This is a genomic window from Priestia sp. 3CA3 (assembly GCF_056836725.1).
The window spans coordinates 163,022-175,612 of record NZ_JBXENJ010000005.1 but is presented as its reverse complement, the minus strand read 5'-3'; the positions used below and the strand labels follow the sequence as shown (position 1 = coordinate 175,612).

The 12,591-nt window shown below is 40.1% G+C and carries 12 protein-coding genes and 1 riboswitch; of the genes, 5 read left to right on the top strand and 7 right to left on the bottom strand.

Features of this window, described 5'->3' with window-relative positions:
- Positions 1 to 6 precede the first annotated feature (6 nt).
- The 5 genes from AC1VNJ_RS15035 (at position 7) to AC1VNJ_RS15015 (ending at position 4,037) form a co-directional block, all read left to right on the top strand.
- Positions 7 to 789 (top strand): carbon-nitrogen family hydrolase, encoded by a 783-nt coding sequence (locus tag AC1VNJ_RS15035; RefSeq protein WP_028414170.1) that lies wholly within the window; start codon positions 7 to 9, stop codon positions 787 to 789.
- 91 nt (positions 790 to 880) lie between these two features.
- Positions 881 to 1,032, top strand: a riboswitch (SAM riboswitch).
- A 135-nt stretch (positions 1,033 to 1,167) separates the two neighbouring features.
- The gene (gene mtnK / locus AC1VNJ_RS15030; RefSeq protein ID WP_028414171.1) at positions 1,168 to 2,340 is read left to right on the top strand and encodes an S-methyl-5-thioribose kinase; all 1,173 of its coding nucleotides are present in this window, start codon (positions 1,168 to 1,170) and stop codon (positions 2,338 to 2,340) included.
- 35 nt (positions 2,341 to 2,375) lie between these two features.
- The gene (gene mtnA, locus AC1VNJ_RS15025; protein WP_482641015.1) at positions 2,376 to 3,434 is read left to right on the top strand and encodes an S-methyl-5-thioribose-1-phosphate isomerase; all 1,059 of its coding nucleotides are present in this window, start codon (positions 2,376 to 2,378) and stop codon (positions 3,432 to 3,434) included.
- Between the two features lie 124 nt (positions 3,435 to 3,558).
- Complete coding sequence (locus tag AC1VNJ_RS15020; protein WP_154991552.1) at positions 3,559 to 3,798, top strand: hypothetical protein; 240 nt, start codon at positions 3,559 to 3,561, stop codon at positions 3,796 to 3,798.
- A gap of 74 nt (positions 3,799 to 3,872) precedes the next feature.
- Positions 3,873 to 4,037 carry a hypothetical protein gene (locus AC1VNJ_RS15015; protein WP_014461081.1) on the top strand — a complete coding sequence of 55 codons (165 nt, stop codon included), beginning with the start codon at positions 3,873 to 3,875 and terminating at the stop codon, positions 4,035 to 4,037.
- Here AC1VNJ_RS15015 and AC1VNJ_RS15010 read toward each other — a convergent pair whose 3' ends face one another.
- The 7 genes from AC1VNJ_RS15010 to AC1VNJ_RS14980 all read right to left on the bottom strand — a co-directional run bounded on the left by AC1VNJ_RS15010 (position 4,038) and on the right by AC1VNJ_RS14980 (position 12,539).
- Positions 4,038 to 4,541: a methylated-DNA--[protein]-cysteine S-methyltransferase gene (locus AC1VNJ_RS15010; protein ID WP_028414173.1), complete on the bottom strand. Its 504-nt coding sequence runs from the start codon at positions 4,539 to 4,541 to the stop codon at positions 4,038 to 4,040. It abuts the gene before it with no gap.
- Between the two features lie 19 nt (positions 4,542 to 4,560).
- Positions 4,561 to 6,717, bottom strand: coding sequence for a PAS domain S-box protein (locus AC1VNJ_RS15005; RefSeq protein WP_482641014.1), 2,157 nt, complete (start codon positions 6,715 to 6,717; stop codon positions 4,561 to 4,563).
- A 285-nt stretch (positions 6,718 to 7,002) separates the two neighbouring features.
- Positions 7,003 to 7,716, bottom strand: coding sequence for a LutC/YkgG family protein (locus AC1VNJ_RS15000; protein ID WP_480381695.1), 714 nt, complete (start codon positions 7,714 to 7,716; stop codon positions 7,003 to 7,005).
- On the bottom strand, positions 7,694 to 9,133 hold the full coding sequence (locus AC1VNJ_RS14995; RefSeq protein WP_014461085.1) for a LutB/LldF family L-lactate oxidation iron-sulfur protein: 1,440 nt from the start codon (positions 9,131 to 9,133) through the stop codon (positions 7,694 to 7,696). Before AC1VNJ_RS14995 ends, AC1VNJ_RS15000 begins: the two co-directional genes overlap by 23 nt.
- 17 nt (positions 9,134 to 9,150) lie before the next feature.
- A complete protein-coding gene (locus tag AC1VNJ_RS14990) occupies positions 9,151 to 9,870 on the bottom strand; it encodes a (Fe-S)-binding protein (protein ID WP_028414177.1) in 720 nt (239 codons plus the stop codon).
- Between the two features lie 282 nt (positions 9,871 to 10,152).
- The gene (nadE, locus tag AC1VNJ_RS14985) at positions 10,153 to 10,983 is read right to left on the bottom strand and encodes an ammonia-dependent NAD(+) synthetase (RefSeq protein ID WP_028414178.1); all 831 of its coding nucleotides are present in this window, start codon (positions 10,981 to 10,983) and stop codon (positions 10,153 to 10,155) included.
- A 35-nt stretch (positions 10,984 to 11,018) separates the two neighbouring features.
- Entirely contained in the window at positions 11,019 to 12,539 is a 1,521-nt protein-coding gene (locus tag AC1VNJ_RS14980; RefSeq protein ID WP_047751413.1) for a nicotinate phosphoribosyltransferase, read from the bottom strand.
- Positions 12,540 to 12,591: the final 52 nt, after the last annotated feature.

Sequence of the window (12,591 nt, the reverse complement as noted above, 5' to 3'; positions counted from 1 at the left end):
GATAAAGTGAGTGTAAAAATCACGTGTTTGCAGCTTGATATTGCGTTTGGAAACCCAACTAAAAACCGAAAATATATTCAACAAAAAATGACGGAAGCTCTAAAAGAAAACCCTGACATCCTTGTGCTTCCTGAGCTATGGGATACAGCTTATGATTTGACGCGGCTAGACGAAATTGCCGATGATGAAGGACAGCAGGCCAAGCAATTAATCTCTCAATTTGCTAAAACGAACGAAGTAAATATTGTGGCAGGTTCGATCGCGAAAAAAACAGAGCAAGGCGTCACAAATACGATGTATATTTTTGACCGAAAAGGTCGTGAAGTATCACAATACAGTAAGCTGCACTTATTTAAATTAATGGATGAGCACCTCTATCTAGAAGCAGGAACAGCAAAAAATCTTTTTACACTTGAACAGTCTTTATGCGCAGGAGTTATTTGTTACGATATTCGTTTTCCAGAATGGATTCGCGTGCATACTAGCAGCGGAGCAGAAGTCTTATTTGTTGTTGCTCAGTGGCCGGCTCCAAGACTTGCCCATTGGAAAGCACTGCTCATTAGCCGCGCAATCGAAAATCAATGCTATGTAATCGCGTGTAATCGTGTAGGCCAAGATCCTAATAACACATTTGCCGGACATTCCTTAGTCATCGATCCGTGGGGAGAAATAATCGCTGAAGCTGGCGATAGCGAAGAACTTTTAAGTGCCGACGTTAACCTGGAACTTGTAAAAGAAATTCGTAAACAAATTCCTGTCTTTACAGATCGCCGCACAGAATTTTATTAATTATGTATTGACAGCCGTTTTTTTGCATGATACGATTTTCACCAGATAACATAAAATTTTCAAACAAATTAAAATTGAATAAGTAATCGTACTCTTATCAAGAGTTGGCTGAGGGATTTGGCCCTGTGAAGCCCAGCAACCGACCGTCATTCCATCCTAAGATGGATCACACCCGTAAAAAATGTTTTTACAAAGGCACGGTGCTAATTCCAACAGAAAGTAATTCTTTCTGGCAGATAAGAGGTTTGAACACTACAATCAAGCCTCTTTCCAACGAAAGAGGCTTTTATATTTTCTAAAATTATAAAAGCCTCCATACATTCTTAAACCTATTAACTTAGTAAACAAATCAGTTTAATAAACTATGGAGGGATTCTAATGTCAACAACAAAAACAGAGAAGTATCAGCCTTTAACAGAAATTTCAGCAATCAAACTTGTGAAAAAGCTAGGTCTCTTTGATGCCACAGAAGCACTGACTGCCCGTGAAATCGGTGATGGCAACTTAAATCTCGTCTTTCACATCATAAATGATCAAACGAATAAATCCATTATCGTCAAACAAGCACTTCCTTATGCAAAAGTTGTAGGCGAGAGCTGGCCTCTATCCTTGAACCGTGCCACGATTGAAAGCAATGCGCTCAAGCAATTCGGTGCATTTACCCCTGAACTCGTACCAGCTGTGTATTACCACGATGAAACGCTTGCTGTTACGGTCATGGAAGATCTGTCTCATTTAACGATTTCCCGCGCCGGACTTATTCAAGGAGAAAGTTATCCCCTGCTTTCACAGCATATCGGTTCTTTTCTAGGACATATTGCGTTCAAAACGTCGGATTTTGCCTTAAAGCCTCAGGATAAAAAAGAAGAAGTCGTCAAGTACAGCAATCCGGACTTATGCAATATTACGGAAGATTTAGTTTTTACAGATCCTTTTTTTGATATCGATACAAATGAATTTGAAGAAGCGCTGCGTCCTGATGTAGAAGAATTGTGGAACGATGGAGATGTAAAGTTACAAGCAGCAAAATTAAAATATAAATTTTTAACAAATGCCCAAACGCTAATTCACGGTGATTTACATACAGGAAGCATATTTGCTAGCAGTCAAGAAACGAAAGTGATTGATCCAGAGTTTGCTTTTTACGGTCCGTTTGGATTCGATTTAGGCCAATTTGTTGCGAATTTATTTTTAAATGCTCTTTCTCGAAAAACAGATCGCGAACCGTTATTTGCACACATTACGAACACATGGAACGTATTTAAAGATACCTTTACTGCGCTTTGGCATTCTGAAAACACTGAACCTTTCGCTAAAGATGAGCGCTTGTTACATGAAATTTTAACGCAAACGTGGCAAGATGCTGTTGGATATGCAGGGTGTGAAATCATTCGACGTACGATTGGCTTAGCTCACGTGGCGGACTTAGACGAAATTTCTTCAGAGGAAAGAAAAATTAACGCTAAACGTACTGCGTTAAAAATTGGACGCTATTTACTTCTGCACCAACAAGACGTTTCACCAAATGAATTTGAACATTTACTTCGATAACGAATAATGTACACAATGAAAGGATCGGTATCAGCATGACAAATACACTATCACTTCCGCGCTCAGTGGAATGGAATGAATCATATATTACTTTATTAGATCAGCAGCAGCTTCCTGGCAAAGTTGAATATATTAAGCTGCAAACCATTAAAGACGTATGGGATGCTATCACTACCTTGAAAGTACGCGGAGCCCCTGCAATTGGCATTACGGCGGCTTTTGGTCTTGCTCTTTCTGCGCTTAGCTATGACACGGATTCAGTCAAGGAATTTAACAAAAAGCTAGCTCTAGATCAACAGTATTTAGCTAGTTCACGCCCGACTGCCGTCAATTTATTTTGGGCCTTGGACCGCGTAGCGAAAAGCGCTGAATCCGCTTCGTCCGTTAATGAAGCTAAAACAAAAGTTGTTCATGAAGCGATTCAAATTCAAGTAGAAGATGAAGAAACGTGCTACCGAATTGGAGATCATGCCCTTTCTTTATTTAAAAAGAAAGATAAAATCATGACAATATGTAATGCTGGTTCAATTGCTACAGCTTACTATGGAACAGCATTAGCACCTTTTCACTTGTCTAAGCAGCGCGATATTCCGCTTGAAGTATTTGCTTGTGAAACAAGACCCGTTCTTCAAGGTTCTCGCTTAACAGCATGGGAACTTCAGCAGTCGGGAGTAGACGTTACGCTGATTACGGATAATATGGCTGCTCATACCATTAAAACAAAAGGAATTAATGGGATCATTGTAGGTGCTGACCGCATTGCAGCAAATGGCGATACGGCTAACAAAATTGGAACGTATGGACTTGCTCTTTTAGCGAAAGCATTCGGTATTCCATTTTACGTAGCAGCGCCGCAGTCCACATTTGATTTATCTATTCAAGACGGAAGCAGAATCCCTATTGAAGAACGTTCACCTAAAGAAGTAACGCACATTGGAGATACGCAAATTGCTCCAGACGGAATCTCTGTGTACAATCCAGCTTTTGATGTGACGCCAAGCGAACTGATTACGGCCATTATTACAGAGCATGGAGTTATCCACTCCCCGTCTTTTGAATCCATTCAAAAAGTTTTGCTGCAATCTGCTCAATAAGAAGAGGCTGGGACAAAAGTATTTTAGCCCCACTGCAAAACGAACCACTAATCAACATGTTGATTAGTGGTTCGTTTTTTTGTGATGGTAAATATCGTTTTATCTGTTTCGTTCCCTCTAGCAGTTGATTGGAGGGCAAGGTGAAGACTCCTGCGGGAAAAACGGAAGGGGTGAGACCCCGCAGGAGCGCAAGCGACGAGGAGGCTCAGCGGCCGCCCGCGGAAAGCGAAGTCTTGCACGGAAATCAACTGCGGTGTCACAAGCGGTTCAGTTCATCTATACGAGTTGTTCATCTTTAGATGACATTGATTTTGTTATGTCTCAACCTTTTTTATTAAACAGCGCTTTTTGGCTGCATTTGTAACACAATTGTAACAGTACTCTCTGATTTTTCTACATATATTATAGGGGATTCTTTTTGAATAAGGAGGAGTAAAAATGAGTGCAGAGCAAAAAACGGATAAAAACAAAGCGTTGAATCGCAAGCAGCAATATCAGCTATTCGATTTATCCAAAGATGAAGAACTAAATTCCCTCCCTTCTCCTCAGCAAATTGACGGTGTTTTTGTGCAGGGAGAAGGCTGGAAATTAGACGGTGAATAGTTATTTTAACTCCAGAGCGCCTTTTGCTACATTTCTTTCAAGCATTAATAGTTTTTCTTTTATATGAGTTTGGGAACCTGCATAACCTGTTAAAGCTCCATTTTTACCAATAACACGGTGACAAGGTAAAATAATAGGCAGTGGATTTCGACGATTCGCTTGTCCCACAGCCCTTACGGCTTTAGAGCGATTAACAGACTCCGCTACATCACTATAAGACCACGTTTGTCCATAAGGTATACCTTTAAGCGTTAACCACACTTCTTTTTGAAAGTCTGTTCCTTTTATATCCAAAGGCACATCAAATGTTAGCGTGCGCCCTTCAGCATAATCCTGAAGCTGCCGCTTCGCTTCTTTCACAAGGTGATAATTCTCGTCATGGACAAGTTTTTTAAGCTGCTCGTTGTGATCATCGCTATCAAACCAAATATGTTGAACCCCTTTTTCCGAGGCTACAATATAAATTTTCAAATCAGAAAATAAGTTCATTTCTCCATAGTACATACTCGCTTATCCTTTCTAATTAGGCTGGAAGAATAACACGAAAAGCTGTTCCTTCTCCTATTTTGCTTTCCACTTCAATTCGCCCTTTATGTTCTTCGATAATTTTATATGAGACCATCAAACCGAGCCCCGTTCCTTTTTCTTTTGTCGTATAAAATGGTTCTCCTAAGCGCTTGATGCGCTCTTCGGGCATTCCGTCTCCTTGATCTCGAATGGAGACCGTCACGTAGTGCGGCTCTGTAGAATAGACTTCAACAAAAATTCTTCCCCCGTTTGACGTGACTTCAATTGCGTTTTTAACTACATTTATTAGTACTTGTTTAATTTGGTTCGGCTCGCAGTATACCATTGGCAGCTTAGGGGACACACTTAGTTCAAACTGAATATTTTCTAAAAGCGCTTGAGCATTTAATAAATCAATCGTTTCTTTAACAACCGCAGCTAGATTTTTCTTTTCGAACTTTACGGCCTGTGGCTTAGCGAGTACTAGAAACTCTGTAATAATAGTTTCGATTCTTTTTAATTCGGATTTAATAATATCAAAATAAAGAGAGTGATCTTCTTGAATGCTGCTTTCTAGCAGCTGAACAAACCCTTTTAAAGCCGTCATCGGGTTGCGGATTTCATGCGCAATCCCAGCTGCTAACTGTCCGACTACTTGAAGCGTATCCGATTTCCGAATCTGCTCCTGCATTTGATTTCGTTCCGTTACGTCTCTTAAAAGCGTCATATATAGACCTGGCAAGATATCTTTTTTCGTAGAGAATTCGATGTTTTTAACTTTTTCGTTCCCCGTAACGTACGTAATCTCTCCTTCAGCTTCCCCTTTTTGCTCAATTGTTTCTTTATGCTCAATGACCGCATCTAAATTCGCTGAAGAAATAAAATCCTCCATGGAATGCGCACAAATCTCCTCTTTGCTGAGTTCGAGAATATCACAAAGAGAAGAATTCACATCAATAATATTTCGCTTGCCGTCCCATAAAACTAACCCATCGATCGAACCATTAAAAATCTGTCTGAATTTCTCTTCGTTATTCCGAAGCTCTTGTTCGATTTTTGTACGTTCACTAATGTTTCGAAAAATGGTTAAATGGTCTCCTTCTATAATGCCTTTTTTCCCTGTGAATTCCAACTGTTTGATTTCTCCATTTGGCATGTAAAAAGGAAGCTGATTGCGAATTTCTCCTTCTTTTTGAAATGTTTGCAGCATTTTTAATGCACTAAAGCTTTGCTTATCGATAAACGTATACAAATTACTTCCAATCAATTTGTTCAACGGCAGCTCGAAAGTACGGGACGAAGCAAGATTAGCGTTTAAGATTTCCCCATCGTCTTTCCAAATCAAAATGGCTTCAATCGCATTTTCAAAAATAGCCCTGAAATTTTTTTCGCTTCTCAACAGCTGCTGCTCCATCAGCCGTTTTTCCGTCACGTCTCTCATAATGGACATATAGTATTGACTGTATATATTAGCCGTTGTGGTAAATTCAAAAAAAGTAACGTCTCCATTTTCGAGCTTAATCGGCAGCTCGCCGCTTGTCTTTCCTTCTTGATGCAGAGTTCTCCATAATTTTTTCACTTTATAATGATAAGTAGGTTCTACAAGCTCCTCTAACGTTTTGGTTAAAAGCTGTGCTCTTGTATAATTTAATCGCTCGCAAAATGAAGGGTTCGCGTCGATAAGCTGACCAGTTCGATCAAAAATAACAATTCCATCTACCGCTTCATTAAATACATCCATAAACATATGATGACTAATAAACCTTTCATTTTCCATCATCTTGTGCTGCGTAATATCTCGAAATGTACACACAATAATGCCCGACATGTGACTATGTTTGTGTGAAGTAAATTCAACATGTTTCATCATGCCGCTTTGAAGCGTCATCGCGCCTTCATATTTGAAATAGCTTTCTTCTAAAAGCGCTGGATAGTACGCTTCAATCATGTCATACGGAAAATACATCAGAAAATCTTTCATTTGATACGTTAATAGCTCATCCTTTGTTTTTTCAAACAGCCCGCAGGCTGATTCATTGGCATTTATAACTTGAAAATACTCATCAAATACGACAATGGCATCTAATACGTCATTAAAAATAGCTCGTAGCTGCTCTAATTCACCTTGCTGCTTTTGCGCAGCTTCAGATGTTAATTCTCTGTGTGGTGACATGCTCATTGCTCCTTTCTTTTGCACTTCCCATTTCCCCACCTTTTATCTATAGACTTAGTATTCTACAAGATTTGCTTTTTACCTTTTTAAAATTAGTCACGTTTATTCAAAATGCGACATTTCTTCACATTCTCCCGTTATTTAAAAAAGGAGCATGAATAAAAGAGGCTGGGACATAACAAAATGAAACCTATGCTCAACATAACAAAGAAAACGAACCGTGAATCAACATGTTTGATTCACGGTTCGTTTTTCACTTCGGCTAAAATACGTTTTCCCCAGCCTCTATCGATCATTCACTACAATATAAGTGGCTTGAATAGGTCCATGCACGCCAACGACTAGATTCATTTCAATATCAGCTGAATTGCTCGGTCCCGTAATAAAGTTAATGCAAGAAGCAATCGTTTCTCCTCGCTCTACTTTTTCATGAATCATTTCAGCAGCTTGTGTCATGCGAGGGACAATGGAACTTTGAGGAATGATCGCAATATAAGTGGCCGGCAGCAAACTGACCGATCGTCCTTTTGCACCGCTGCTGAACAAAACAACTGTGCCGGATTCCGCTAGCGTCAAATCACTGAATGTGATGCCTACATTTGCTTGTTCAGCTAGTTTAATATTCTCATCGCCTTTTACCGAATTCCATACGTGAAGGCTACTGCTTGTTTCCCATTTCTCCATCAGCAGATTCAATCCATATTCGGAAAACCTAGGATCATCCCACGTGCAGACAAGACCATTTCCATAGTTCGCTACGGCTTCTTCAAGCGCAGCTGGCAAGTGTTGTGATGATGTTTCTACATAGCGAGTATGAATACGTTCGCAATGGTTTTCAAGCTCTTTCTTTAGTTGATCCGGCGAATAGCTGCGGTAGACCTCATGCTGAGGAGCATGCTTCCATTGGGGCTTTACTACGCCGCTTGTTCGCCTGCTTCGCTTAAGATTAGCTGCAATATTATCTAAAAAACTGTCTCTATTTTGAATGCTTCCGTTCATCATCATCACTCCTTTTATCAAACCAATCTCGTAAGCGCTCTTTTGTAGGCGCCGGAAACTCTCTGCTTTCTGTCCACGCTTTTAATGGACCAGGTCCTTTTGAAATACTGCTTCCTGACATAAAAGGAGTAAGAGCAGCCGGTGCCACTTTAGCGCCCACTGTATATAGAGAAGAAGAAGCTGCTCCCAAGCCAAATGCTTTCATCGCCAGCTTTTCCGAAATAGGTGCTTTTCCTTCTTTCTCGACAATTCGCTGACGGTGCTTGTGTAATAGCTCATGCAGCGGAATTTTGACCGGACAGGCATCCGTACAGGCTGCGCATAGAGTTGAAGCATATGGAAGCTCTTTGTAGTCTTCATAGCCTCCAAGCAAAGGGGATAATACAGCTCCAATCGGACCTGAATAAATAGATCCATATGAATGCCCTCCAATATGGCGATACACGGGACATACATTCACACATGCCGCACAGCGAATACACTGTAAAACAGATTGAAACTCAGTTCCTAAAATCGCAGATCGTCCGTTATCTACAATCACTAGGTGAAATTCTTCCGGTCCGTCTACTTCTCCTGGAAGTCTAGGTCCTGTAAGCGCTGTTACGTAACTTGTAAGCCGCTGACCTACTGCACTTCTAGTTAACAGGCTTACCAACACTTCAAACTCTTCAAACGTTGGCACAATTCGTTCCATTCCCATAACCGTAATTTGCGTTTTAGGAAGGGCCGTTGTTAACCTTGCATTTCCTTCATTGGTTACAAGTGAAATAGACCCAGATTCTGCAATCGCAAAATTACATCCCGTGATGCCAATATCAGCTGATAAAAATTCTTTTCGCAGCATTTCCCGGGCGTGAAGAGCTAGTTCTTCAGGTTTTTCCGTTTTTTTATAAGAAAGCTTTTGTTGAAATACATCTCTAATTTGTTCTTTATTTTTATGAAGTGCAGGAGCTACGATATGAGAAGGCGGATCGTGATCATCTACTTGCAGGATATATTCTCCTAAATCCGTTTCAATAACTTCACAGCCCAGTTCTTCTAAAGCAGCGTTCATATGAATTTCTTCTGTAACCATTGACTTGGATTTAACGACTTTCTTTGCCTGCTTTTGCCTCGCTACATTTTTTATGTACTCATTCGCTTCTTCAGCTGTTTGAGCGAAAAAAACGTGGCCTCCGCGTTTAGCTACATTATCCGTGAGCTGCTCTAAATAGTAATCTAAATTTTCAAGCGTATGCTGACGAATTTCTTCGCCAAGCGCTCTCCATTCTTCCCAGTTCCCTAACTCTTCCGCCGCATCTAATCTACGGCTTCTTAAGCGCTCTTGAGCACCTGAAACCGCAAAGCGCATAAACGCATTATTGACTCCGTCATCGACGCGTTTTTTAAACTGATCGTTTCCTATTTTCATAGACATTCGGTATTCTCCTTTCTTTACATTCTGCTATTTAACACTTCAGCGATATGCATCACTTTTACAGGCTGTCCTTTTCGTTCAATTCTTCCTCCAATATTCATAAGACAGCCGCAGTCAGCTCCAATTAAGTACTCCGCGTTTGTTTTAGCTATACAGCCCACTTTTTCATCGACCATTTGTTCAGAGATTTGCCCCATCTTAACCGAAAACGTCCCGCCAAATCCGCAGCAGTTATGACTGTTTTCAAGATTCTCCATTTCAAGACCCTTTACATTGTTTAATAGTGTAAAAGGTTCTTTTTTTACGTTTAGCAAACGCGTCATATGACAGGAAGAATGATAAGTGGCTTTCCCATTTAAGCTGGCTCCCACGTCTTCTACTTTTAAAACGTTTACAATAAAATCCGTTAGCTCATACGTTTTATCAGCAAGCTTCACGGCAGACTCATGCCATGCAGCATCACCTTTAAAAAGATGAGGATACTCTTTAAACATTGTCACACACGAGCCTGATGGAGATACAACGTACTCTGCATGCTCAAACGCTTTTATCATGTTTTTCATTGCTTCTTTTGATTCTTTTACGTAACCGCTGTTATACGCAGGCTGCCCGCAGCATACTTGACTCTTTGGAAAATCCACTTCGCATCCTAATCGTTCTAACAATTCTACCGTCGCTTTTCCTACATTTGTTTGAAACATATCAATCAAACATGTGGCAAATAAAGATACTTTCATCATTTGCTCCCTCCAAGCTGATCATTTTACTTCTTTTAGTTAACAGGTCATCAGATGACTTAATGCTATTATACTCCTATGTTTTTCTAATTTCACTAGTTTTTCAAAAATACATTTCTTTGTTTGATATTTTTCCCACAAAATAATAAGAAATTGAGACACGTGAAACCTACGTTTGCCCTATTATTAAAAAAATCCAAACGAATTTGATTCTCCATCAAGAATCAAAACCGTTCGGATCTTCCTTCAACTCAACTACGTTTGTCTCAGCTTCTTACTTATTTATTTCCAAAAATCATCAAACACTGTGATTGGCAATTGGCGTTTATGCTGCGTTTTTAAGAAGTGACCTTCAATGACGTTACTTGCATGTTCACCTACATCTTTGCCTTCTAAATAATCGTCGATTTGCTCATACGTTACGCCAAGCGCTTCTTCATCCGGAAGCTGTGGACGATCTTCTTCCAAATCAGCCGTTGGTTTTTTCATATATAGATGCTCGGGACAGCCTAATTCTTTTAGCATTTGTTTCCCTTGTCGCTTGTTTAGACGGAAGATAGGCACTAAGTCAGCTCCTCCGTCACCAAATTTTGTATAAAATCCTGTAACAGCTTCAGCGGAGTGATCCGTTCCAAGTACGACTCCACTGTACATGCCTGCTACCGTATATTGCGCAATCATTCGTTCACGTGCTTTTACATTTCCTTTGTTGAAGTCGGAAACTTTATCATCTGCCGCTTCTTCAACAGCAGAAAGCATCGCATCTACTGCTGGTTTTACATTAATAGAAATAGATTTTGTTGGTTGAATAAAAGCAAGTGCATCTTGACAGTCTGCTTCATCTGCCTGCACACCGTATGGAAGACGAACAGCAATAAACTGATAGCGCTCTTCTTCGGCTTCTTCATTCAACTCATTAACCGCTAGCTGCGCCAGCTTTCCAGTTAACGTAGAATCTTGGCCGCCGGAAATACCTAGTACAAACGAACGTAAAAAAGGATATTTGTTCATGTAGGATTTCAGAAAATCAACGCTGCGGCGAATTTCTTCCGCGGGATTAATTTCTTTTTGCACATGCATTTCTTCAATAATTTGCTTTTGTAGCTCTTTCATAAAAAAACTCTCCTCTCATTACTAGCTGACGGAATCTACACAAGTACGGTATCAGATAGTAACTTGCTTCTAGTCTCTTCGATATTTTGCATTTTGTTATCCCAGCAGTTTGTACTTAAGTCTACTGGATACTCTGTAGGACGAAATACATCTTCGTTCGATTTTGTAATAACTTTGTAGTCATCCCATAGATGCTTTAAGTTTTGTAAGCAGTAGGCTCTCATTTCTTCAATGGTAGGCTGCTCATACACAAGCTTTCCCTGTGCAAAGATTGGCTGGTGAATTTTACGTGCGTTAAAGTTCGTGACAAACTTGCTGACGTGCGTATGAATAGGATGAAACATTTTTAAATGCTCCTCTTCATTCGGCACTTCGTCTTGCATCGTAATATAATCGCCTTCCCATTTGTGATTCACTTGATTTACAATTCGATATACTTCTTTTAGACCGGGAGTTGAAATTTTCTCCGGGTTTTCTGACAGCTTAATCGTATCCACCATGTTTCCATGATCATCTTCAATCGAAACCAGCTTGTACACCGCTCCTAGCGCCGGCTGATCAAAGGACGTCATGAGCTTTGTTCCAACTCCCCATCCATCAATTTTGGCACCTTGCGCTTTCAAATCTAGAATGCTGTACTCATCAAGGTCATTCGAAGCGAAAATTTTCACATCATGATAGCCCGCTTCATCAAGCATTTTTCTTGCCTCTTGAGAAAGATATGGAAGTCTTCCGCTGTCTAATCGAATACCGATAAAATTAATTCGTTCTCCCATTTCTTTTGCTACTTTAATAGCATTTGGAATACCTGATTTTAACGTATTATATGTATCTACTAAAAAGATACAGTTACGGTGTGATTCGGCATATTTTTTAAACGCACTATATTCATCACGATAGACTTGAACAAGCGCGTGGGCGTGAGTGCCGGACACAGGAATTCCAAACACTTTTCCCGCTCTTACATTACTGGTTGCGTCAAAGCCTCCAATATAAGCAGCTCTTGCCCCGTAAAAAGCAGCATCCAGCTCATGTGCTCTTCTTGAACCAAATTCCATAAGCTGATTTGTACCCGTATGTTCATATAAATTATCTTCTCCCGCGGCTAAGCGAATACGCGATGCTTTTGTGGCAATCAGCGGATGGAAATTTAAAATATTTAAAAGCGGCGTTTCAATAAGCTGCGCTTCTGCTAAAGGAGCGTCAATTTGCAGCATCGGTTCATTAGCAAAAATCATTTCGCCTTCTACGACCGAACGAATATTACCGCTAAATCGAACCTGTTTTAGATAGTCGATAAACTCCGCTTCATAATGTAATTCTTCATATAAATAATCTAAGTCCGTTTCGCTAAATCTGAAATTAGCAATAAAATCAATTACTCTTTCTAGCCCGGCAAACACCGCATAACCGCTTTCAAACGGCATCCGACGAAAGTAAGCTTCAAATACAGAACGACGTTTATGAATCTGGTCTTGAAAATACGTATGCGCCATATTCAGCTCGTATAGATCTGTATGCAAAGCTAGACTATCATCTCTATATTGCTTTTTCATACTTTGTAACCCTCCATTTGACAATCCTAGTTTCTATTATGTAAATCTTTTC